The following is a 22,992-nucleotide window of genomic DNA, read 5'->3' on the forward strand; positions in this document are numbered from 1 at the left end:
GCCGAAAGGAGAACAACACCTATGAGTCTTACTACCTTGGTAACTAAGGAAGCCCCCGATTTCACGGCGCAGGCGGTAATGCCCGATAACTCCTTCGCAGAGCTCACTCTGTCCAAATATCGCGGCAAGTACGTCGTCCTCTTTTTCTACCCGCTCGACTTCACCTTCGTTTGCCCCTCCGAGATCCTCGCCTTCGATAAGAGGGTGGCGGAATTCAAGGAGAAGAACTGCGAGGTAGTCGGCGTCTCCGTGGACTCCAGGTTCACCCATCTTGCCTGGAAGAACACCGCGGTAGAAAACGGCGGCATCGGCAACGTGCAGTATCCGCTGGTCGAGGACCTCGACAAGTCCATCGCCAGGAGCTACGGGATCCTGCTGAACGAGTCGGTTGCGCTGCGCGGACTCTTCCTCATCGATACCAAGGGCGTGGTACGCCACTCCGTCATCAACGATCTGCCGCTGGGGCGCAGCGTCGGCGAGGCCCTGAGGATGCTGGACGCGCTCCAGTTCGTCGAAACCCACGGCGGCGAAGTCTGCCCCGCCAACTGGCAGGAAGGTGAGGAGTCTATGAAGGCTTCCACTTCTGGCGTCGCCGAGTATCTCGCCAAGAAGCACGGCAAGAAGTAATCTCGAGCCACAGGTTGTGAATAAAGAAAAGGCGCGGTTTTTCAACCGCGCCTTTTTGTTGTTCATGTCTACAATGATAGAGGTAGTGCTGTCTTGCCAATGAAAGCCATCTATGTTACAAGATCATAGCATTTACCGATATGTAGCTCGAAAAGGAGTGGACATGCGTACCAAGGCGACCTTGTTTTCCCTGTTGCTGCTCATGGTTTTTGCCACGTCTTCGTTTGCTCTGGAAGGTCAGCAGCCGGAGGCAATCGCCGAGAAGATGGCTTTCAAGCTGGTTCGCGGGGTGACTAACACGGCGACCTCCATCGTCGAGGTGCCCAAGCAGTCCTACCTGATGGTGCGGGACCGTGGCGGCATCGGCTACGTGGTCGGTCCGCTCAAGGGTGTCGGCATGGCCTTTTATCGCTTGCTGACCGGACTGACCGAGACCGTATTTTTCGCCGTGCCCCAACCCGGCTATTACGATCCCATGATCACCCCCGAATTCGTGTGGGAAGGTTGGGAAGAAAAGCGGGTCGAACCGAGAGGCCAGAGCGAGGCTCAGCCAGTTCCGGCCAAGGGAGAATAGATGATGCGGAAGAAGTTTGTTTTTCTGGCCATCCTGGCGCTGGCCATGGTGCTGACAGCAGAAAAAGGGCATGCGGGCGATTCCCGCACCGTCGATACCGCCTCGCCGCAGGAGGTGGTGGACGGCATGGCCAATAAGCTGGTTAGAGGTGTCGCCAATGTCGCGACTGGATGGCTGGAGTTTCCGAAGCAGATATACATGACCTGTAAAGAAGAAGGGGTTGGCAAGTGTGTCACCGTCGGACCCTTGAAAGGGCTTGGCATGACCCTGGTGCGCACCGCATCGGGTCTCGGCGAAACCGCCACCTTCTTCCTGGCCTATCCCGGCTTCTACGATCCCTACCTCGATCCGGCCTACGCCTGGCAAAAGGAGTAGCGGACCGAACACCGCTTCCAAAAGTGCGAAAAGATCCAGGGCATGTTCCGCGACCGGAACCCTTGGATCTTTTTTTGTTCCCGAAGTCGAAGTCGGCCGGTCTATCCCTTCGCCCGCCGGGAGAGGGGCAGGGGTGAGGAAGCTTGGGCGTGACGGCAATCTCGCCGGGTGTTTGCTTTGTTGGAAATAAAAAAAGGCCGCATCGTGAGATGCGGCCTTTCGCAATTACCCGTTAAGGGGAAATTACTTTGCAGCCGGAGCAGCCGGAGCTTCTTCTTTCTTCTCTTCTTTCTTAGCAGCGGCTTTCTTAGCAGCTTTTTTCTTCTTCGGAGCAGCTTTCTTAGCCGGAGCTTTCTCTTCTTTCTTAGCCTCTGCAGCCGGAGCAGCAGCCGGAGCAGCGTCAGCAGCGAAAACAACACCAGCGAAAGCAACAGCAACGAGAGCGGCAACTACGGAGGACAGAACTTTTTTCATGGTAATTCTCCTTGTACAAAATGGGTTGGTATCTGACGTAGAGCAGGTTGCGTGCCAACCTCTCATTATAACCGTAAACACTGAAAAAATCGTGACGCGGCCCCAGGAAGGACCCGGTCTCTCATGATAATGTCGCCGCATATGCTCCAATGAGTGCCGCATATGCGGTATGCTTTGTGGCGATCCAGGCCGGAGCCAAGGGTATATTGCTTGCCAGCGCTTCGAATATTTTGTTATTATGTCCGGTCACGGCTGAGCCGGGCTATCTGGGGGATTTTTGAGCAATAACATACTTTTGTCAGTGGAAAAACCCGCCCGCTACATGGGTGGGGAGATGGGAACAGTTGCCGACCGGGAAGGAGCGCTCCGCTTTGTGCTCGCGTTCCCTGACGTATATGAGATAGGGATGAGTCATCTCGGGCTGCAGGTCCTGTACGGCGTCCTGAAAGAGGTACCGTGGGTCATGCCCGAGCGCGCCTACGCGCCGTGGCCCGACCTCGAGGCGTCGCTGCGCGCCGAGGAGAAGCCCCTGGTCACGCTGGAGGCGGGAACTCCCCTGGCACAGGCCGACATCCTGGGCTTCACCCTGCAGTACGAGCTTTCCTACACCAATATCCTGAACATGCTGGACCTTTCCGGGATCCCGCTGCTCGCCTGCGACAGGCCCGAAGGGTATCCGCTCGTCATCGCGGGCGGCCCCTGCGCCTACAACCCGGAACCCCTGGCCGACTTCTTCGACGCCTTCCTGATCGGCGACGGCGAGGAGGCGGTAATCGAGCTGGCCGACTGCGTGCGGACCGCGAAGACCGAGGGTATCGCCAAGGCCGAGCTCCTGGAGCGCCTGGCGCGGATCGAAGGGGTCTACGTCCCCTCGCTGTTCGAGGTGAGCTATCACGACGACGGCAGGGTCGCCGCGATCACCCCCAAGAAAGAGTGGTACCAGGGCGTGCGCAGGCGCTTCGTGGCCGACCTGGAGACCGCATACTACCCGACCTCCCCCATCGTGCCGTTCCTAAAGACGGTGCACGACCGGGTCAGCGTGGAGATTTCCCGAGGCTGCACGAGGGGTTGCAGGTTCTGTCAGGCGGGGTATATTTATCGGCCTGTGCGCGAGCGGAGCCCCGAGCGGGTCTTCGAGATCATGGAAGAGGCGCTGCACAACACGGGCTACGACGAGATTTCCCTCCTCTCCCTCTCCACCGGCGACTACGGCTGCCTGACCCCGCTGCTCAAGGGGCTCATGGACCGCTACTCGGCCCAGAAGAAGGCTGTCTCGCTCCCGTCGATGCGGGTCGGGAGCCTGAGCGACGAGATGGCGGAGGAGATCCGCCGGGTGCGCAAGACCGGCTTCACCCTCGCCCCCGAGGCCGGCAGCGAGCGGCTCAGGAGCGTGATCAACAAGGGGATCACCGAACAGGCGCTCCTGGAGAACGCGGGCTCGGTGTACCGCAACGGCTGGCGTCTCATCAAGCTCTACTTCATGATCGGCCTGCCGACCGAGACCATGGAGGATGTGGACGGGATCGTGGAGTTGTCCCGCGAGGTGAAGCGGCAGGGGAAATTCGCCGGCAACGGCGGCGACGTCAACGTCTCCGTGTCGAGCTTCGTGCCCAAGCCGCACACCCCGTTCCAGTGGGAGCCGCAGATAAGCGAAGCCGAGATCGTGGAGAAGCAGCGCTATCTGCGCGATGCCCTCAAGAAAAAGAAGCTGATCATGAAGTGGCAGGACGCCTCGCTGTCCGGCATGGAAGGGGTCTTCGCCCGCGGCGACCGCCGTCTTGCCAAGCTGCTCATCGAGGCGCATCGCCTTGGCTGCCGTTTCGACGGCTGGTGGGAACACTTCGATCGCCTCAAGTGGGTGCAGGCCTTCGAGAACGCCGGCGTCGACGCGAGCTTTTACCTCAGGCGCCGCGAACTGGACGAGGTGCTCCCCTGGGATCACATCGATTGCGGCGTGACCAAGTCGTTCCTTTTCAAGGAGCGCGAGGCGGCGCTCGTCGGTGCCGCCACCCCGGACTGCCGCTTCGATCGCTGCACCGGTTGCGGGGTCTGCGATTTCAAGGAGATAAAGCTGCGGCTCAACGAGCCGGTTCCCTTTGGGACCTACGCCAGCCAGTCCGCGGTTCCGGAGCCGACCGAAGACGCGCAGAGGATCCGGATCCGTTTCGAGAAGGTGGGGAGGATGCGTTTCCTGAGCCACCTGGAGATGCTGACCCTGTTCACCAGGGCGGTGGGGCGCTCCGGCATCCCGATCCGTTTTTCGCAGGGATTCCATCCCCACCCGAAGTTCTCCTTTGCCACAGCACTCTCCGTCGGCATCGAGTCCTACGCGGAGTACATGGACTTCGAGGTTGACGCCGGATATACGGCAGCCCAGTTGCAGCAGGCGCTGAACGCGACCCTCCCGGCGGGGGTGCGGGTGCTTGAGGCCGATGAGATCGCGCTGCGGGCGCCGGCGTTGTCCGTGATCATGGACAAGGTGCGCTACCGCGTGACCCTGCCCGAGGAGTTGGCGCTCGACCTGGAGGCGAAGGCGGCAGCATTCCTCGCCCTGGAGTCGTTGCCGGTAAAGCGCGAGAAGAAGGGGAAGTCGAGCGAGTTCGACCTGCGCCACGAACTGGTCGATCTGAAGGTAGATGGGCGGACCCTGGAGATGGTGGCCGGTCGCGGCAAACTGCTCGAGTTCGTCGGCGCCATCCTCGGCGTCCAAAACGACGCACTCAAAGACGCGCGGCTGGAGAAGCTGGAAGTGCTCTTCAAGGAATAAATCAGCTGCGTCCTGTGTGGCAATTGTAGGGGCGAATAATCATTCGCCCTGTCACAGGTGCCACGTGGTCAGGCTGCCGCCGCAGATGTGCCGGTGGCGGCAACAGCGGCTGGGCGAATATTATTCGCCCCTACAGGACGGGCCTATAGAATTTTGAAACAGTTTTGCTTTTGAATTTAATAGATACAGGAAGGGGTTAGCATGGGAAACGAGTTGGTCATCAACACCACCTCCCACGAAACCCGCATCGCGCTCATCGAGAACGGCACCATAGCGGAGCTGTACGTCGAGAGGAGCAGGGTGAAGGGGATCATCGGCAACATCTACAAGGGTAAGGTGGTCCGGGTGCTGCCGGGAATGCAGGCGGCGTTCGTGGACATCGGGCTGGAAAAAGCGGCATTTCTCTACGTGGCGGACGTCTTCGACGCCATGGACGAGTATGACAGTTACATCGAGCCGGAGGAGGGGGAGGAGCCGGTGCCGCACCCGCTGCACCCCATCGAGGAACTCTTGCAGGAAGGGCAGGAACTCCTTGTGCAGATCTCCAAGGAGCCGATCGGCACCAAGGGGGCGCGCATCACGGCCCATATTTCGCTGCCGGGTCGGCACCTGGTCTACATGCCGACCGTGGATCACGTCGGTATCTCCCGCCGCATCGAGGACGAGGTCGAGCGGGAGCGCCTAAAGGAGATCGTGGACCGCATCAAGCCGGTCGGCGGCGGCTTTATCGTCCGGACCGTCTCCGAAGGCAAGAGCGAGGAGGACCTGGTCGCCGACCTGCACTACCTCACCAAGCTCTGGGACGAGATCGCCAAGAAGAAGGACAAGGCGGGCGCGCCGACCCTGATCCATTCCGACCTGGACGTGACCCAGAAGGTGGTGCGCGACATTCTCACGGAGTCGGTCGAGCGCATCGTGGTCGATTCCAAGCCCGAGCACGACAAGATCGTCCAGTTCATCAGCACCTTCATGCCCAAGATGAAGTACTCCATCGAGCTCTACGACGAGGAGGAGCCGATCTTCGACCACTTCGGCCTCGAGGTCGAGATCAGCCGGGCGCTGGGACGCAAGGTCTGGCTCAAATCGGGCGGCTACATCATCATCGAGCAGACCGAGGCGCTCACCGCCATCGACGTGAACACCGGTCGCTACGTCGGCAAGCACAACCTCGAAGACACCATCCTGAAGACCAACCTGGAAGCGGTCAAGGAGATCGCCTACCAGCTGCGCCTGAGGAACCTGGGCGGGATCATCATCATCGACTTCATCGACATGGAGAAGGAGGTGAACCGCGAGAAGGTCTACGGCGCGCTGGAGGAGGCGCTGAAAAGCGACAAGTCCAAGACCAACATCCTGAAGATCTCCGAGCTCGGCCTGGTGGAGATGACCAGGAAGCGGGTGCGCGAAAGCCTTGGGCGCATGATGTGCGAGCCCTGCCCGTACTGCGAGGGGCGCGGCTACGTGAAGTCCAAGATCACCGTCTGCCATGAGATCTTCCGCGAACTGCGCCGCGAGATGCTCGACATCCGCGGCACCAAGGTGATGCTCACCGTGCACCCGCAGGTGGCCGATCTCCTCTACGACGAGGAGCGCCGCGGCCTCGAGGAGCTGGAGAAGAACTTCAAGAAGCGGATCACCGTCCGCGCTAAGCCCGGCTTCCACCAGGAACAGTTCGAAGTAGCCGTAAGTTAATAAAGGAGCAGGAGAAAAGATGATTGGCACGCCGCTGAAAAATGGTGCGACGAGGATGATGCTGCTGGGCTCGGGTGAGCTTGGCAAGGAAGTGGCCATCGAGGCCCAGAGGTTCGGGATCGAGGTGGTCGCGGTGGACCGCTACGCCGACGCGCCGGCCATGCAGGTCGCGCACAGAAGCCACGTGATCGACATGCTGGACCGTGAGCAGCTGGACCGGGTGATACGCCTGGAAAAGCCGGGCTACATCGTCCCCGAGATCGAGGCGATCAACACCGAGTATCTCCTGGAGCTGGAAAAGGAAGGGTTCAACGTCGTCCCCACGGCGCGCGCCACCAATCTGACCATGAACCGCGAGGGGATCCGCCGCCTCGCCGCGGAGGAGCTTGGCCTCCCCACCGCCGCCTACCGTTTCGCCACCAGCATGGACGAATTCAGCGAGGCCGTCGCCGCCATCGGGCTTCCCTGCGTCGTGAAGCCGATCATGAGCTCGTCGGGGAAAGGGCAGAGCGTCCTGCGCGACGCGGCCGACATGGAGCGCTGCTTCACATACGCCATCGAGGGGGCGCGCGGCGCCTCCAACAAGGTCATCGTGGAGCAGTTCATCCCGTTCGACTACGAGATCACCCTGCTCACCGTGCGCCACGTCGGCGGCACCAGCTTCTGTCCTCCCATCGGGCATCGCCAGATCGACGGCGATTACCACGAATCGTGGCAGCCGACCCCGATGACCCCGGCGGTACTGGCCGAGGCGCAGCGCCAGGCGGAGGCCGTGACGGGCTCCTTGGGCGGGCGCGGCATCTTCGGGTGCGAATTCTTCGTCACCGGGGACAAGGTCTGGTTCTCCGAGGTTTCGCCCAGGCCGCACGATACCGGCATGGTGACCATGATTTCCCAGAACCTCTCCGAGTTCGAGCTGCACGTGCGCGCCATCTTGGGCCTTCCGGTGCCGGAGGTGGTGAGCCAGGGGTGCGCGGCGTCGCACGTCATCCTGGCCGAGGACTCCGCAGCGGAGGTCGGCTTCGAAGGGGTCGCCGAGGCGCTCGCCGTTGCCGGCAGCAAGCTGCGCCTGTTCGGCAAGCCCGACACCAGGAAGGGGCGCCGCATGGGCGTCGTCCTCGCCTTTGGTGCCGACTGCGACGAGGCGAGGCAGAAGGCCGAGGAGTCGGCGCACTGCGTGAAGATCGTGAAGCGGTAACGAGTTCCCAGCGTGAGGTTCTGTAGGGGCGAATAACTATTCGCCCAGCCGCAGATGGCCTCGGCAATGCCGCTGCCGCACGACCCGTACAGGTGGCGTCTGCAACGGTGGTTTGCCTATGGGGGGCGAATGATTATTCGCCCCTACAGGAGGCCCCTGACGAAGACCAATATTTTGCTGGGACCAATTTCTTTGATCATCCGGAGGTGTTCCATGGTATTTGCCGCGAAGGTTTCCGAAGTTCCTGAATTTGGCAAGAAGCTGGTCGAGGTTGGCGGGGTGCAGATCCTCCTGGTGAAAACCAAGGGGACCGTGTACGCCTGCGAGCACGAATGCCCACACCAGGGGGCGCCGCTGCAGGGGGCATTGATCAAGGAGGCCGGCAAGCTCTCCTGTCAGCGCCACGGCTACCGTTTCGACCTGGTCACCGGCGACTGCCCCGAACACAAGGAGTGCGCTCCCCTGAAGATCTACCCGGTCGAGATCCGGGGCGACGAGGTCTTCGTGGAGCTCGATTAGCCTCTGGCGCCTCTCGGCAGGAAAATCGCGATTGCCCGAAAAAAACCTTGACTCAAAATACTTTTCAAGATAAGTTTGACCGCTCAATTGTAAATCCAGAGTAAAGGTGGTGAAGTACATGTACGCAGTAGTCAAAACCGGAGGGAAGCAATATAAAGTTTCCGAAGGCGACTTTCTCAAAGTCGAAAAGCTGGAGGGTGCGGTAGGTGATACCGTTGAAATCTCCGACGTCCTGATGGTTGGCGGCGATAAGGTTGTTATCGGAACACCTTTAGTGCCCAGCGCCTCTGTTGTCGGCAAGATTGTCGAGCAGGGCAAAGACAAGAAGATTCTGGTCTTCAAGTCCAAGCGCCGGAAAAACTCGAGGAAACTTAACGGGCACCGTCAACTCAGGACCATTCTGTTGATTGAGAAGATTAACGCCTAGGTAATATTCAAAACGGCGGTGCGGCAGCCGCGATTCGTTGGGATCAGGGCCGCTACCGGCAGAAGGAGCAGAAAATGGCACACAAGAAAGGCGTCGGTAGTTCCAGGAACGGTCGCGACTCCGACGGCCAAAGACTTGGTTGCAAGAAGTTTGGCGGCGAAGCCGTCAAAGCTGGCAACATCATCTACCGTCAGCACGGCACCAAGATCCACCCGGGCAACAACGTGGGCCTCGGTAAGGATTACACGCTGTACGCCCTGATCGAGGGCGTGGTGAAGTTCGAGCGTCTGGGCAAGGACCGCAAGAAGGTCTCTGTCTACCCGGCCAACTAGCCAGCGCAGCAAGACGAAAGTGTGAAAGCCCGGAGCCGCAAGGTCCGGGCTTTTGCCGTTTGCACAGGATAAAACTTAATGAGTTTCATAGATGAAGTAAAAATTTACGTGAAGTCAGGCGACGGCGGTGCAGGATGCGTTTCGTTCCGCCGTGAGAAGTTCATCCCGCTGGGCGGGCCCGACGGCGGCGACGGCGGCAAGGGGGGCGACGTGGTATTCAGGGTGTCGTCGCACCTCTCCACGCTGCTCGACCTGCGCCAGCATCCGCACCAGAAGGCCGGCCGCGGCAGGAACGGCATGGGGAGCGACCGCCACGGCGCCAACGGCGCAGCCAAGGAGATCCTGGTGCCTCGGGGGACCGTGATCAAGGACGCCGAGACCGACGAGATCCTCGCCGACCTCACCGAGCCGGATTCGTCGATCGTGCTCCTCAAAGGTGGACGTGGCGGCCAGGGCAACGCCCGCTTCAAGACGGCGACCCACAAGGCGCCCAAATTCGCCCAGCCGGGTGAGCCGGGCGAGGAGCGCTGGATCCGCCTGGAGCTGAAGCTCATGGCCGACGTCGGCCTGCTCGGGATGCCGAGCGTGGGCAAGTCCTCGCTGATCAGCAAGATCTCGGCGGCGCGCCCGAAGATCGCCGAGTACCACTTCACCACCCTCAAGCCGAACCTCGGCGTGGTCAAGTACAAGAACTACCGCAGCTTCGTAATGGCTGATATCCCGGGCCTGATCGAAGGGGCGAGCGAGGGGGCTGGTCTTGGCCATCGTTTCCTCAAGCACCTGGAGCGCACCGGGCAGCTTCTGCACCTGCTCGATCTCTCCTGGATGCCGGACCGCGATCCCATCGCCGAGTACGAGGCGATCAACCGCGAACTGGCACTCTTCAACCCGGACCTGGCAGAGAAGCGGCAGACCGTGGTGATCAACAAGATCGACCTGCCGCATGTGAAGGAGAACCTGGCACAGGTGCTCCCTTACTTCGAGGAGCGCGGCATCAAGGTCTTCCCGATTTCCGCTGCGACCGGCGAGGGGATACCGGAGCTTCTTGATGACATCGCCTTGAACCTTTGGGGCGAGCCGGACGAGACCTGGTAAAAACTGAAAACAATGGTGTGAGAAGGGGGAGGGCCGACAGGCTGCTCCCCCTTTGTTTGTTCCGGCATTCGCCGGGGGAGCAATTCCTGAGGCGGCAATCCCTAAAAGACATGGTAGACTAGCATTTGCTTTTTCTAATAAACACGCAGGCAGGTTGTCGGATGTTCCAGAAGTAGTGCTGCGGCGCGGTTCCCACTTCTTCAGGAGGTCGGGCATGTACCGAATGATCCAGCTGGAATCCCTGATACCGGAAACACTGCCGGGTGTCGCCCTGTTCATCAAGCACGGGGAGAATCACGTACTGTACAAGGACCCCAAGCTCTCATTCACCCAAACCGACAAGGAGCGGCTACTCGACAACAATGTGAAGCATCTCTTCGTCAAGGCCGCCGAAATGTCGACCTATAACCAGTACGTTGAGGCCAACCTTCCGTTACTGCTCAGCGATGACAGTATCGAGCCGGAACTAAAGCAGACCATGCTGTACCAGGCATCGGTCAACTACGTGCAGGAAATCTTCGACAGCCCCGCCATCGCCATCAGGCAGAACGTAGACCGCTGCCGCAACCTCATCAAGCACATCCTCAACGACGTGATGAACTCCGACGGCGTCATGCCTGCCCTGAGCAGCCTGGTGGACCACAACGCCTATACCTACGTGCACTCGGTCCAAGTCGCCACCTACTCGATATCCCTGCATATAAAGGAATTCGATCTCGGCAAGGACGAGTTGATGGACGTTGGCATGGGATCGCTGTTCCACGACTACGGCAAGGTCTACGTTCCCAAGGAACTGCTGGACAAGCCGGGCAAGCTCTCGGCCACGGAGTTCCAGGAAGTGAAAAAGCATCCTGTCTACGGCTACAGCACCTTGAAGGACCTGGAGATCTTTACCCCGGTGGCCCTCGGCATCGTCAAGCACCACCACGAAAAGGAGAACGGCAGCGGTTATCCAGACGGTCTCTCCAGTTACGACATCGCCAGGAGTTCGAAGATCACCGCCATCGCCGACGTCTTCAGCGCCCTGACCACCAACCGGTCCTATCGCCAGGCCCTCACCAAGGAGAAGGCGCTCGAGATCATGTACGGCGAGATGGAGGGCTCCTTCGATCACCAGTACCTGAACACCTTCCGCGACAGCCTACAGTAGTCACCCCAACAAAGACAACGACAGGGTAATGAAAAAAGGCACCGACCCGGCGATTGGGCACGGTGCCTCTATTATTCAGGCCTTTACAGGATTGCTGCCCGTCCCCCTCCCCTTGCGGGAGGGGGTTAGGGGGTGAGGGGACATGCCATCATCAAGAAAGCCCGCAGCTTCTGCAACGAGAGGCTGAGTTTCAGTGCAGAGCCGCCTCGATGGCCCCCAAGAGCGGCCCGGGGTAGACCCCGATCACCAGGATCATCAAAGAAGCGAGGCAGAGGGCGAGGCCTTCGGCGAGAGAGACGGGGCGAGGCGCGGGTGCTTCGCCGCGGTGCATGTAAAGCTGGGCCACCACTTTGAGATAGAAATGGGCCGACGCGGCGGCGCTCAGGATACCGATGATGGCGAGGGTTATCGCCCCTCCCTTTATGGCGGAGTAGAAGATGAAGAACTTGCCGATGAAGCCCGCTGCCGGCGGGATACCCGCCAGGGAGATCATGGCGAGGGCGAGCACCCCGCCACGCAGAGGAGCGGTGAAGCCAAGCCCGGCGTAGTCGGTGATCAGCTCCCTTTCTTCTTCGACGGAGAGGGAGGAGATCGCGCCGAAGGCGGCGAGGTTCATGGCGGTGTAGACCGCGCCGTAGAGAAGGACGGCGGCATAGCCATCACGGCTGCCGCTTAACAGCGCGAGGGCCAGGTAACCCATGTGGGCCACCGAGGAGTAGGCCAGCATCCTCTTGATGTTCTGCTGCCGCAGCGCGGCGAGATTACCGAGCACCATGGAGAGCACCGACAAGGCCGCGAGCGGGACGCGCAGCTCGGGCATGGGAGGAGACAAGCCCAGCAGCATCAGCAGCAGCGCAGCTGCCGCAACCTTGGAGCTGGTGGAGAGATAGGCCGAAACCGGTGCGGGAGCTCCCTGGTAAACGTCGGGCGTCCAGAGGTGACCGGGGACCAGTGAGAGCTTGAACGCCATACCTACCAGGATGACGCCCCATCCTGCGGAGATGATGGCCCGGTTTTCGGGGCGGGCGAGGGCGCCGGAGAGTTGGAGGGTGCCGCTGCCGGTGAAGAGCAGGGCGAAGCCGAAGGCGGTGAACGCGGCCGCGACCGCTCCGAGGAGCAGGTATTTCAGTCCCGCCTCACCTGACTCGGCGCGGCTCAGGTCCATGCTGACCAGGATGTAGAAGGCGAAGGAGACCGACTCCAGCGCCAGGAACAGGATCAGCATGTTGGTGGCGCAGGGGAGGACGCAGGTGGCGAACAGGGCGAAGAGCACCGTGGCGGGGAATTCTTCCCCCTTGATGCCGCGGCGCTCGTTGTAGCTGTGAGAGAGGAGCAGGGTGATCGCCGCAGCGAAGCAAAAAAGCGGGATGAGGAACCGGGCCAGCGGAGTGAAGGCGAGGCCCGCGACCGCAGGAGTGGAAGTCGGTGTGGAGAGCGCCGCCCACACCCCGGCCGCCGCGGAAGCAGTCACGCCGATGGCAGTGAGGCTTGCCGACAAGAGCATCGGTCCGCACAGCAGCACGACCAGCGCCGCCCCCGCGGTGATGATAATCGGCATGATGGAATATAAGTCAGCAAGCGTCATTAAAAGCTCCAAGGGAAAACCAGCATAAGTGCGCTCGCTTTCCCATTCTTCCCGCAACTCCCAGACTTCCCATAACTCACAGAAGTCGTTAAGGTTTAAGCAGTACCTCCAACGGCGCCCTGAACAAGTCCAGCACCGGCCCCGGGTGCACGCCGAGGGCAACCACCACCAGCGCCATCACGCCCAGCACCCCCGCCTCTCTCAGCGACAGGTCCTTAAGATCCAGCGGTTTCTTCTCTTTGCCGAATACCACCTCCTGCACCAGCCGCACCGTGTAGACCAAAGTGAGTATAGTGCCCAGGAAGGCGAGGGCGGCAGCCAGCGGCGCGACCCTGAAGGTCCCCACCAGGATGATCAGCTCGCTGACGAAGTTGTTCAGCCCCGGCACCCCGGCGGACGCCATGTTGAAGACCAGGAAGAAGAAGGAAAAGACCGGGATCTTCCCCCAGGTGCCGCCGTAGCCGGAAAGATCGCGGTTGTCTGCCCGTTCCTCCAGCATGCCGACCGCAACGAAGAGCGCGCCGGTGGTAACGGCATGGTTGACCATCTGCAGCAGCGCGCCGGAGACGGCGACCGGGCTCCAGGCGGCGATTCCGAGTGCGACGAAGCCCATGTGGCTGACGCTCGAATAGGCCAGCATCCGCTTCATGTCCCGCTGCGCGAAAGCGATCCAGGCGAAGTAGCCGATGCCGAGCACGGCCACAACGTAGATCAGCGGTGTGAAGGCCCGCGATGCCTCGGGGAAGAGCGGGAACGCGATGCGGATCAAGCCGTAGGCGGCGGTCTTGGAGAGGAGGCTGCCAAGCATCAGGGTGCCGGCCGCGGGTGCGTCACAGTAGGCGTCGGGCTGCCAGGTGTGCAGCGGGAACAACGGGAACTTGATGGCGAATGAGAGCAGGAACGCGGCGAACAGCCACAGGCCGAGGTCATACGGAATGCTGGTATGAACCAGTTCGGGGAGGGCGAAGGTGTAGCTTCCGCTCTGCGCCCCGTGCATCAGGTAGAGTGCGATGATGGCCAGCAGCATGAGCAGCGAGCCCACGAAGGTGTACAGGAAGAACTTGATGGTGGAGTACACCGGCCGGCCGCTCCCCCATACGCCGATCAGAAGCAGCATCGGGATCAGCATCGCCTCCCAGAAGAGGTAGAAGAGGAACAGGTCGAGGCTCAGGAACAGCCCCTGAACCGCAGCCTGCAGGGCGAGCAAAAGGGAGAAGAACAGCCCGGCGCGCTCCTTCACCTGCCAGGCGGAGAGCACGGCGATCAAGGTGATGAACGCGGTCAGCAGGGTCATGACCAGGCTGATTCCGTCCATGCCCAGCGTGTAGCGGATCCCGAACCGCTCGATCCACGCGGCATCCTGGTAGAGGAAGTACCCGGCAGGCGCGCCCGCGGCTTTCTCGCCGGTCAGCGCCAGCGGCCAGAGGCACAGCGCGAGCTCCGCCAAGCCGAATGCTAGCGCGACCCCCCGCGCCGCCGCCTCGCTGCGCCGGAGCGCGAAAACCAGCAGCGAGCCGCAGAGCGGGAGGAAGATCAGCAGGGTGAGTATCGGGATGAGAGAAGTCATCGGCAGTTCCCGTTGGCGCGCAGGCGCCGGTTACGTTACAGCGCGAGCCAGGCGAGGTAGGCCAGTATCAAGGCTCCCCCGGCGGCGAAACTGATGAGATAGACAGCGACCTTCCCGGTGCTCCAGCGTCCGAGCAGCCGGCCCACGCCGCCGAAGCCCGAACCGAGACCGTCGACAGAGGCATCGATCACCCCTTCATCGACGCCCTTCCACAGGAAGCCGGCAAGTGTGTGATACGGGCGGATCAGCACGAGGTCGTACAGCTTGTCGAAGTACCAGCCCCCGGCCAGGAAGGAGATCAGTGAGGACGGTTGTGCCTGCGCCTCCCGGATCCGCTCGGCACGGGCCTTCCCATAGCGAAGGTACGCCGCGAGCAGACCGACCAGCGCCACGATACCGGCCACGACCTGCAGTGCGATCTCCTGCTCGTGCAACGCGGTCGGGAGGTCGCCGGCGGGGAGCGACGCGAAGAAGCCGCTCAGAAACCCGCCCCCGAGGTAGGCGGGGAGGTCGAGCAGACCGCCCAACAGACCGAGGATGGCGAGCGGGATCAGCACGATCTGCATGACGGTAAGCCCTGAGCTTTGGTGCACGTGGCCGTTGTCCCCTGCGAAGACCAGGAACACCAGCCTGAAACTGTAGTAAGCGGTGATCAACGCCGTAATGAGCCCGAGCAGGTACAGTGCCTGGTACAGAACCCCACCCTTGAGCCAGACCGCGAGCAGGATGCTGTCCTTGCTGAAGAAGCCGCCGGTGAGCGGGATGCCGGCCAGGCAGGCCGCGCCGATCAGGAAGCTCCAGAATGTCAGCGGCAGCGAACGCCTGAGCCCACCCATCTTGTAGATGTCCTGCTCGTGGTGCATGGCGGCAATGACGCAGCCGGCGCCAAGGAAGAGCAGCGCCTTGAAGAAGGCGTGCACCAGCAGGTGGAAGGTCGCGGCGGTCACCGCACCGGCTCCGACGCCGAGCATCATGTAGCCGATCTGGCTGATGGTCGAGTAGGCCAGCACCCGTTTCAGGTCGCGCTGCGCTAAGGCGCAGGTGGCGCCGTAGAAGGCGGTCACCGCACCGGTGACGGCGATGGCGGCGAGGGCGACTTTCGAGGCGCCTATCAGCGGCAACAGGCGCGCCAGCAGGTACACACCGGCGGTGACCATGGTGGCGGCGTGAATCATTGCGGAGACCGGGGTCGGGCCGGCCATGGCGTCGGGGAGCCAGACCATGAGCGGCACCTGCGCCGACTTGCCCATGGCGGCGATCAGGAACAGGATGCCCAGCATGGTGATGACCGAGACCGGCATCAGGAAGCCCATACCGTTCACCTTGGTGATGGAAAGGGTGCCGAAAAGCTGGAACAGCCAAGCCAGCGCGATCATGAGCGCAACATCGCCGATCCTGGTGGTGATGAAGGCCTTTCTGCCCGCGTCGGCGTTGGCGGGATCCGAGTACCAGAAGCCGATCAGCAGGTAAGAGCAGAAGCCCACCCCTTCCCAGCCGAGGTACAGAAGCGGCAGGGTCTCCCCGAGGACCAGGGTCAGCATGGCGAACACGAACAGGTTCAACAGGGCGAAGTAGCGCGCGTAATCCTCGTCCTCGCGCATGTAGTACACGGAATAGACGTGGATCAGCCCGCAGACGAAGCCGATCATGACCACCATGGAGAGCGAGAGGGGGTCGAGGTAGAGCGAGATCGGAACGGAAAGGTCGAAGCTTGCGAACCAGTCGGCAAGGGTAATCACCTGCGGTGTGGTGTAGGCGGCGGCAGCGAGCACGGCGCAGACGAAGCTACCCCAGACCGTGGCGCAGGCGAGCACCTCCACCAGCGCGCGCGGCAGCTTTCGCCCTGCGACGGCGCAGGTGAGGCCGCCCAGGAGCGGAAACAGGAGCATCAATGTCAGGTAGGTAGGCAGCATCGTGATCCTTACAATTCTTGTTGCCGTCCATACCGTCTCCCCAAGGGAGAGGGTGCCCGGAGGGCGGGGGAGGGGGGTGCCCTAGCAACAGTTTCCTAATTACCAGCGCCCTCACCCCGGCCGAGGGAGGGAATGGGAGTTAGCCTTTCATTGAATCGAAGTTGTCCGTGTTGACCGTCTGCTTGCGCCGGTGCAGGTAGACGACCATGGCGAGCGCCAGCGAGACCTCCGCCGACGTCAAAGCCATCAGCATCAGCGCGAACAGCTGACCGTCGGCGATGCCCCAGTGGGCGGAGCCGCCCACGAAGGTGAGCATCACCGCGTTCAGCATGATCTCGATACCGATCAGCATCATGATCACGTTGGCGCGCCAGGCGACCACGCAGCCAAGGCCCATGGCGAACATAAGCGAGGCCACGATCAGCACGTGGGAAAGCGGTACGCTCATCTGCGCCTCCCGAGGTAGAGCGCGCCCACCAGCGCGAAGAGGAGCTGCATGGAAACGACCTCCACGGCAACCCCGTACTGCTTGAACAGGGCGAACGCGAACTGGCGCACCGGGATCTCGGTGAACCCCGGCGGCACCGCCTGCAGGCGGGAGCAGAGCAGGACCACCAGCGCACCGACCACCGCGCCCGCGAGGAGCAGGGCCGGGAGCCAGTTCTTGAAGTGCGGCTTGGCGAGCTTCTCTGGCGACTCCAGTTCCAGCATCATGATGACGAACAGGAAGAGCACCATGATGGCGCCGGCGTAGATGATCACCTCGAAGGCCGCGATGAGCGGCGCCCCCAGGAGGTAGAACATCAGGGCCAGGGCGAAGAACGAGGTCACCAGGTAGACGATGGAGCGCACCGCCTGCCGGGCCGTAATGGCGAGCAGTATCCCGATCAGGAGTACCGCCGCCAGTATGTAGAAAAGGGTCGCTTCCATTTCGCTCCGATTTAGCGTCCCCGCCCCCGGAGGGGGAGGGTTAGGGAGGGGGAAGTCATTGCGCCGGCAGTTGCCCCCCTCCCAACCTCCCCCCTCCGGGGGGAGGAGTTAGCCCGACTACGGCAACAGGCTCCTCGGGTCCGCCGGGGCCTGCTCACCTGCGCCGCTACCGCGCGGCTGCACCACACCAATGCCGGCATGGCGGTAGAAATTGTAATCGGGATCCTTCCCCGTGCCGTCGATCAGCAGGTCCTCCTTCTCGTAGACCATGTCGATCACCTGGCGTCTGCAATGGAACATCTCGGGCGACATCTGGATGGCCAGCGTCGGGCAGGCCTCGGCGCACATGCCGCACAGGATGCAGCGCGAGAAGTTGATGCGGAACCACGCCGCGTAGCGCCGGCCGTTCTCCCCTTCCGCCGCGGCCATCGAGATGCAGTCGACGGGGCAGGCCCCGGAGCACAGATAGCACGCGACGCAGCGCTCGGCGCCGTCGGGATCGCGGGTCAGCACGATGCTGCCCCGGAACCGCTCCGGCATGGCCCGGCGCTCCTCGGGGAATTGCACCGTGACCGGCTTCCGGAAGATGTGCCGGAAGGTGATGGAAAGGCCGGTCAGGATCTCTTTTATGTCGTTCAGTATGGGCATCTGTTCCTGCTCGAAGTGTCGTTGGTGCCGTGGTAGATGCCGGCAAATTCAGTTAGGACCGCCCGCTGCGTCAACCGATGTAACGGTACGGGCCGGGGCCCGGCAGGCAGCGCTGGGCTGCCTGCCGGAAGGAGGTGTTAGTTGGGCCGTAGTGACTTCATCAAGACGTCGAGGGTTTGTCTGTGCTGGTTGTTCTCTGCGTAGGCAAGGGCGGTGGTTCCGGAGTACGACATTGCCAGCGGGTCGGCCCCGCTGTCGACCAGCATCTGCGTGGTCTGGGTGCAGCCATAGTTGGCTGCCAGCATGAGAGGCGTGTGGCCGTCACGGTCGCGGGCATCGACCTCGGCCCCTTTTTGCAGCAGCAGGCGTACCACGTCTGCGTTGCCGTGTGCCGCTGCGAAGTGCAGCGCGGTTTTACCCTTGTCGCTTCTGGCCGCGATGTTGGCGCCCCGCTCCATCAGGTCGACCACCTCGGCCAGGTTGCCGGCCTTCGCTGCGTCCATGAGAGCGGTGTGGCCGTTTTTGTCCACCGCATCCACCTGTGCCCTGAACCCTGCCCCCAACTCGACTTCCACGGTTGTTGTCATCGCAGTTCCTCCTTTGTGAGAATACATTGCCCAGTACAACGCCTCTTATCGTAAAGCCAGCCACCACCCGGTGACTAGAATATTGAGAAGAGCTAGCGGTGTCAGGAACTTCCAGCCCAGGTGCATGAGCTGGTCGTAGCGAAGGCGTGGGAGGGTTCCCCTGACCCAGATGAACAGGAACGAGAATAATCCGACCTTGATGAAGAACCACACGATCGGCGGCAGCAGCGGCCCGCGCCATCCCCCCAGGAAAAAGAGCGAGGCGAGCGAGCTCAGCGAGATGATGTTGATGTACTCCCCGACGAAGAAGAGCCCGAAGCGCATCCCGGAGTATTCCGTGTGGAAGCCGGCCACCAGTTCCCCCTCCGCCTCGGGAAGGTCGAACGGGATCCTGCGGCACTCGGCCAGGATGCTGACCAGGAAGATGACGAAGGCGACCGGCTGGTACACGATGAAGGGCATGTCCGCCTGCGCGTTGACGATGTCGGCGAGGCTCAGCGACTTGGAGAGCATCACCACGGGGACCAGCGACAGTCCCATGGAGAGTTCGTAGGAGATCAACTGGGAAAGGCCGCGGATGCTCCCCAAAAGGGCGTACTTCGAGTTGGACGCCCACCCGCCCAGAGCCACGCCGTAGACCGCGACGGAGGAGAGTGCCATGAAGAAGAGCACCCCCACGTTCAGGTCGGCGATCTGCAGGCTCACCTGGCGCCCGAAGAGTTGCAGCGGCGCCCCCACCGGGATGATGGCGAAGGTCAGTATGGCCGGAATGGCGGCCATGGCCGGCGCCATGGAGAAGAGCAGGCGGTCGGCGGCCTTCGGGATCATGTCCTCCTTGGTGATCATCTTGATCACGTCGGCCAGGGGCTGCAACAGCCCGAAGGGACCGACCCGGTTGGGGCCGATCCGGTCCTGGAGAAAGCCCAGGATACGCCGCTCCGCCAGCACCAGGTAGGCGGCGCCGGTGAGGATGATGGCGTAGAGCAGCACGATCTTGCCGAGCATCAGCGCTATGTCGGTGGCAGTCCAGGTCATAAGCGTTCCTCCCGCCGTGGCGGGAACAGGCGAATGTTCTTCGCCCGGTTCTAGTACTGTTTCCTCTGTGTCACGTCCCCGCCCCCGGAGGGGGAGGGACAGGGAGGGGGAATTCCTTTGCCGGCAGTTGCCCCCCTCCCAACCTCCCCCCTCCGGGGGGAGGAGCTGTGCTCACGCTGTAGGGGCGAATAATCATTCGCCCAGACCGATCTCGAAAATACGTACCCCTTCTCCCTCCGGGTCGAGGCTCTTCAGCGAACTCCATTTGCCGGACAACGGCTCGATCGGTTCGCCCCCAAGCCGCTCGATCAGCTGCGCCATCACGCGCCAGGCGTCCCGTTCGGCTCCGCCCGGGACCTCCTTGCGGTGCACCCGCGGCGGGTGCAGGCTGACGGCCTCGGTGGCACTGCCGTAGTACTTCGGGTCGAGCCCCTTCAAGGGGAGACCGGCGATTCTCGTGCGCTGAAACCGTTGCGCCCTTCCCTCGAAGTTGATCGCGGTACCGTCGGATTCCACCCAGGTGGTGGTGGGGAGGAAGATGGGGCTTGTGTCCGTCACCGCCTCCCGGCGCCAATCCGCGTTTGCGAGCACCTCCACGTCGGCGAGCAACACTTCCGGCACATCGGCCTCGAAGCACACCACCCCCCGCACCTGCCGGGCCGCCACCAGTTCCTTCAACGGGGCGGCGCCATGTTCCTGCGCGAGGAGCGCGGCCGCGAACCCGTTCGGACCCGGCTGCAGCATGACCAGCTTTGCGCCGCTGGAGGCCATTTCCGCCAACAGATCGGGATCCTTGCTGCCGGCACCGCAGATGATCACCCCTTTGCCGCCCCCCTCGAAGGGAACCTGGTTCAGGGTCTCCACCGATGTGTACTTGAAGGGGAGCACGTCCCGCGCCGGCAAAGCCTCCGCCGCTACCAGGAAGATCTGTGCACCGGCCAGGAATGCCTTGCGCACCGCCAGGGCCAGCATCGGGCCCTCCTCCATCAGGTCGAGGGCATGCAAAGAGACCCACTGCGCCTGCTCGATGTCCTTCACGTAGGCCGTGTTTTCCTCGTTGAGAAGCTTGGCCGCCGCCATGCTCCCCTGCTGTTGGCCGGCGTCGCCGAAATAGCAGATCCTGGCCCCGCCCGCTGCATCGGCAAGCTGCGCCAGCAGGATCATCCCTTCCAGCGAGAGCCTGGTTGATCCGACGAAGGCGAGCTTGTCGGCGCCGTGTTGGCGCACGAACTCCCTGATCGATTTCGCCGCCGCGTCCACGGCGACGTCGTAGCCGCAGGTGGCGCCGTCCAGGCGGGGCTCCCGCGGCCGCTGCGGGTCGTTCAGGTAGGTCTTGTCGAAGCGGGCGCGGTCGCAGATGAACCAGCCGTTTACTTGGTCGTTGCGGCGCCCGACGATCTTGATCGTCTCGCGTTCGAAGTTTTGCGGCGAGGTGTTGCACCCGACCGAGCAATGCTGGCAGATCGACGGGGCGAACTGGTAATCCCAGTAGCGGGCACGGAAGCGCCCGGTCTTGTCGGTGAAGACGCCGGTGGGGCAGATGTCCACCAGGTTGCCCGAGAAGGGGGACTCCAGTGCTCCCTCCTGGAACCGGCCGAAGTAGACCCGTCCCGCGCTCCCCATCACGCCGAAGTCGGTGCCGCCGGCGTAGTCCTGGTAGAAACGGACGCAGCGGTAGCACTCGATGCAGCGGTTCATCTCGTGATGGATTCCCTCGCCCAGGTACTGGTTCTGGAAGGTGCGCTTCTTGCCCTGGTAGCGGCGTCGGCTGTGCCCCCCGGCGATGGTGAAGTCCTGGAGCAGGCACTCGCCCCCCTCGTCGCAGACCGGGCAGTCGTGCGGGTGGTTCAGCATGAGCCACTCGATGACCAGGGAGCGCATCTTGAGCGCCTCGGGATCGGTGGTGGAGACCACCATGCCGTCCTGGGCCGGCAGCGCGCAGGACATCTGGATTCCCTTTACCGGGCCGTCCAGGAGCTTCACCGCGCACAGCCTGCAGGCGGCGGCGATGGCCAGGGCCGGGTGGTAGCAAAAGTGCGGGATGGTGATCCCGACGCTGCGCGCCGCCTCCAGCACGCTGGTCCCCGGCGCGACCTCCACCGGTATGTCATCGATGATCAGCTTGGGCATAAGTTCCTATTTCAGCGGGCACTTCCTCTTCACGATATGCTCCCGCACCTCGTCCTCGAAATCCCGCAGCAGGCCGTCCAGGGGGGCCATGGCGCCGGGGGCGAGGGCGCAGAAGGTGTAGTTCAGGTACTTCACGTGCTCGCGCAGGATGGCGATGTCGTCTTCCTCGCCGCGACCGTTCTCGATCCGGGTCAGGATCTCCTTCACGTACGGCAGCCCCTCGCGGCAGGGCGTGCACCAGCCGCAGGATTCCCGGGCGAAGAAGTTGATCAGGTTCAGGGTCGCCTCCACCAGGCAGTGCCCCTCGTCGAAGACGATCACCCCGCCCGAGCCGAGCCGGGAGCCCGCCTTGGCGACCGTCTCGTAGTCCATGGGGAGATTCCAGTGCTCCGGCTTCAGGAACTGGGTCGACGCCCCACCCGGGATGCAGGCCTTGAATTTCTTGCCGTCGCGCATGCCGCCGCAGGCGCCGTCGATGATGTCGCCGAGCGTGGTGCCGATGGGGAGCTCGACGCAGGCGCGGTTCTTGACCGAGCCGCTCACGCAGAAGAGCTTGCTGCCGGCCCCTTCCGGGTTGAGCGCCAGTCCCTTGAACCAGGCGGCGCCGTTGGCGACGATGGCCGGGACGTTGGCCAGGGTCTCCACGTTGTTGACCACGGTCGGCCCCTGCCAGAGCCCCTTCACCGCCGGGAAGGGGGGCTTCGAGCGCGGGTTGGGGCGCTTCCCCTCCAGGGCGTTGATCAGCGCGGTCTCCTCGCCGCAGATGTAGCGGCCGGCGGAGAGATGCAGGTCGAGTTCGATGGAGTGCTCGCTCCCCAGGATGTGCTCGCCGAGCAGGCCCGCCTGCTTGGCCTCCTCGATGCCGCGCGCCAGGTTGGCTGCCGCCTTCTCGTACCCCTTCCGGATGAAGATGAAGGCGTGCCGGACACCGAGCGCGTAGCAGGCGAGCGTCATCCCCTCGATCAGGCTGTACGGGTTGTGCTCCAGGAGCACCCGGTCCTTGTAGGTTCCCGGCTCCATCTCGTCGCAGTTGCAGATGAGCCAGCGCGGCCCGGGGAGGTCGCGGGGGACGAAGGACCACTTCCTGCCGGTGGCGAAGCCGGCGCCGCCGCGTCCCCTAAGCCCCGAGTCGAGCACCGCCTGCTGCACGTCGTTGGGGCTCATCCCGGAGAAGGCCTTCTTCAGCCCCTCGAAGCCCCCCTCCTCGCGGTACTCGTCGAAGGTGACGACGCGGTCGGGGCGGTTATGTCGGAAAAGAGGGAGTTCCATGCCATCCTATTGGTCAGTTATCTCCCTCCCCCGGAGGGGGAGGGTTGGGGAGGGGGAGTTCGAGGCTGCGCTACCCCCCTCCCGACCTCCCCCCTCCG

The 22,992-nt window shown here is 62.6% G+C and carries 22 protein-coding genes; 11 read left to right on the forward strand and 11 right to left on the reverse strand.

Annotated elements, in window-relative coordinates; all coding sequences use genetic code 11:
- Nucleotides 1-21 precede the first annotated feature (21 nt).
- The 3 genes from KOL99_RS03285 (at nucleotide 22) to KOL99_RS03295 (ending at nucleotide 1,576) form a co-directional block, all read left to right on the forward strand.
- Complete coding sequence (locus KOL99_RS03285) at nucleotides 22-627, forward strand: peroxiredoxin (protein ID WP_216509048.1); 606 nt, start codon at nucleotides 22-24, stop codon at nucleotides 625-627.
- 163 nt (nucleotides 628-790) lie between these two features.
- Entirely contained in the window at nucleotides 791-1,201 is a 411-nt protein-coding gene (locus tag KOL99_RS03290) for an exosortase system-associated protein, TIGR04073 family (protein WP_216509049.1), read from the forward strand.
- A 3-nt stretch (nucleotides 1,202-1,204) separates the two neighbouring features.
- Nucleotides 1,205-1,576 carry an exosortase system-associated protein, TIGR04073 family gene (locus KOL99_RS03295; RefSeq protein ID WP_216509050.1) on the forward strand — a complete coding sequence of 124 codons (372 nt, stop codon included), beginning with the start codon at nucleotides 1,205-1,207 and terminating at the stop codon, nucleotides 1,574-1,576.
- Between the two features lie 243 nt (nucleotides 1,577-1,819).
- Here the strand turns inward: KOL99_RS03295 and KOL99_RS03300 are convergent, their stop codons facing one another.
- Nucleotides 1,820-2,050, reverse strand: a complete 231-nt coding sequence (locus KOL99_RS03300) for a hypothetical protein (protein ID WP_216509051.1) — start codon at nucleotides 2,048-2,050, stop codon at nucleotides 1,820-1,822.
- A gap of 277 nt (nucleotides 2,051-2,327) precedes the next feature.
- Here KOL99_RS03300 and KOL99_RS03305 point away from each other — a divergent pair, with 277 nt between their 5' ends.
- From KOL99_RS03305 to KOL99_RS03340, 8 genes are all read left to right on the forward strand, one after another.
- On the forward strand, nucleotides 2,328-4,817 hold the full coding sequence (locus KOL99_RS03305) for a TIGR03960 family B12-binding radical SAM protein (protein ID WP_216509052.1): 2,490 nt from the start codon (nucleotides 2,328-2,330) through the stop codon (nucleotides 4,815-4,817).
- Between the two features lie 201 nt (nucleotides 4,818-5,018).
- Nucleotides 5,019-6,509: an Rne/Rng family ribonuclease gene (locus KOL99_RS03310; RefSeq protein ID WP_216509053.1), complete on the forward strand. Its 1,491-nt coding sequence runs from the start codon at nucleotides 5,019-5,021 to the stop codon at nucleotides 6,507-6,509.
- 19 nt (nucleotides 6,510-6,528) lie between these two features.
- Nucleotides 6,529-7,707, forward strand: coding sequence for a formate-dependent phosphoribosylglycinamide formyltransferase (purT, locus tag KOL99_RS03315; RefSeq protein ID WP_216509054.1), 1,179 nt, complete (start codon nucleotides 6,529-6,531; stop codon nucleotides 7,705-7,707).
- A 213-nt stretch (nucleotides 7,708-7,920) separates the two neighbouring features.
- On the forward strand, nucleotides 7,921-8,226 hold the full coding sequence (locus KOL99_RS03320; protein ID WP_216509055.1) for a Rieske (2Fe-2S) protein: 306 nt from the start codon (nucleotides 7,921-7,923) through the stop codon (nucleotides 8,224-8,226).
- Between the two features lie 118 nt (nucleotides 8,227-8,344).
- Nucleotides 8,345-8,653 (forward strand): 50S ribosomal protein L21, encoded by a 309-nt coding sequence (gene rplU, locus KOL99_RS03325; protein WP_015718499.1) that lies wholly within the window; start codon nucleotides 8,345-8,347, stop codon nucleotides 8,651-8,653.
- A gap of 74 nt (nucleotides 8,654-8,727) precedes the next feature.
- Nucleotides 8,728-8,985, forward strand: coding sequence for a 50S ribosomal protein L27 (gene rpmA, locus KOL99_RS03330; protein ID WP_183344437.1), 258 nt, complete (start codon nucleotides 8,728-8,730; stop codon nucleotides 8,983-8,985).
- A gap of 78 nt (nucleotides 8,986-9,063) precedes the next feature.
- The gene (gene obgE, locus KOL99_RS03335; protein ID WP_216509056.1) at nucleotides 9,064-10,080 is read left to right on the forward strand and encodes a GTPase ObgE; all 1,017 of its coding nucleotides are present in this window, start codon (nucleotides 9,064-9,066) and stop codon (nucleotides 10,078-10,080) included.
- A 214-nt stretch (nucleotides 10,081-10,294) separates the two neighbouring features.
- Nucleotides 10,295-11,230, forward strand: coding sequence for an HD-GYP domain-containing protein (locus KOL99_RS03340; protein ID WP_216509057.1), 936 nt, complete (start codon nucleotides 10,295-10,297; stop codon nucleotides 11,228-11,230).
- Between the two features lie 190 nt (nucleotides 11,231-11,420).
- On the opposite strand, the gene KOL99_RS03345 is transcribed toward KOL99_RS03340, so the two are convergent.
- From KOL99_RS03345 to KOL99_RS03390, 10 genes are all read right to left on the reverse strand, one after another.
- Entirely contained in the window at nucleotides 11,421-12,815 is a 1,395-nt protein-coding gene (locus KOL99_RS03345; RefSeq protein WP_216509058.1) for an NADH-quinone oxidoreductase subunit N, read from the reverse strand.
- Between the two features lie 88 nt (nucleotides 12,816-12,903).
- The gene (locus KOL99_RS03350) at nucleotides 12,904-14,382 is read right to left on the reverse strand and encodes a complex I subunit 4 family protein (RefSeq protein ID WP_216509059.1); all 1,479 of its coding nucleotides are present in this window, start codon (nucleotides 14,380-14,382) and stop codon (nucleotides 12,904-12,906) included.
- A 35-nt stretch (nucleotides 14,383-14,417) separates the two neighbouring features.
- Nucleotides 14,418-16,295, reverse strand: a complete 1,878-nt coding sequence (nuoL, locus tag KOL99_RS03355) for an NADH-quinone oxidoreductase subunit L (protein WP_407931845.1) — start codon at nucleotides 16,293-16,295, stop codon at nucleotides 14,418-14,420.
- Between the two features lie 139 nt (nucleotides 16,296-16,434).
- Nucleotides 16,435-16,743, reverse strand: a complete 309-nt coding sequence (gene nuoK, locus KOL99_RS03360; RefSeq protein ID WP_216509060.1) for an NADH-quinone oxidoreductase subunit NuoK — start codon at nucleotides 16,741-16,743, stop codon at nucleotides 16,435-16,437.
- Complete coding sequence (locus KOL99_RS03365; protein WP_216509061.1) at nucleotides 16,740-17,225, reverse strand: NADH-quinone oxidoreductase subunit J family protein; 486 nt, start codon at nucleotides 17,223-17,225, stop codon at nucleotides 16,740-16,742. The genes nuoK and KOL99_RS03365 overlap by 4 nt, the downstream gene beginning before the upstream one ends.
- Nucleotides 17,226-17,342: 117 nt before the next feature.
- A complete protein-coding gene (nuoI, locus tag KOL99_RS03370) occupies nucleotides 17,343-17,873 on the reverse strand; it encodes an NADH-quinone oxidoreductase subunit NuoI (protein ID WP_216509062.1) in 531 nt (176 codons plus the stop codon).
- 137 nt (nucleotides 17,874-18,010) lie between these two features.
- The gene (locus KOL99_RS03375; RefSeq protein ID WP_216509063.1) at nucleotides 18,011-18,460 is read right to left on the reverse strand and encodes an ankyrin repeat domain-containing protein; all 450 of its coding nucleotides are present in this window, start codon (nucleotides 18,458-18,460) and stop codon (nucleotides 18,011-18,013) included.
- A gap of 45 nt (nucleotides 18,461-18,505) precedes the next feature.
- Nucleotides 18,506-19,495 (reverse strand): NADH-quinone oxidoreductase subunit NuoH, encoded by a 990-nt coding sequence (nuoH, locus tag KOL99_RS03380; RefSeq protein WP_216509064.1) that lies wholly within the window; start codon nucleotides 19,493-19,495, stop codon nucleotides 18,506-18,508.
- A 192-nt stretch (nucleotides 19,496-19,687) separates the two neighbouring features.
- On the reverse strand, nucleotides 19,688-21,625 hold the full coding sequence (locus KOL99_RS03385; protein WP_216509065.1) for a 2Fe-2S iron-sulfur cluster-binding protein: 1,938 nt from the start codon (nucleotides 21,623-21,625) through the stop codon (nucleotides 19,688-19,690).
- Nucleotides 21,626-21,631: 6 nt separating this feature from the next.
- Nucleotides 21,632-22,894: a complex I 51 kDa subunit family protein gene (locus KOL99_RS03390; protein ID WP_216509066.1), complete on the reverse strand. Its 1,263-nt coding sequence runs from the start codon at nucleotides 22,892-22,894 to the stop codon at nucleotides 21,632-21,634.
- Between the last annotated feature and the right edge of the window lie 98 nt (nucleotides 22,895-22,992).

The sequence above is a fragment of the Geomonas azotofigens genome (assembly GCF_018919395.1).
In the GTDB taxonomy this organism is placed as follows: domain Bacteria; phylum Desulfobacterota; class Desulfuromonadia; order Geobacterales; family Geobacteraceae; genus Geomonas; species Geomonas azotofigens.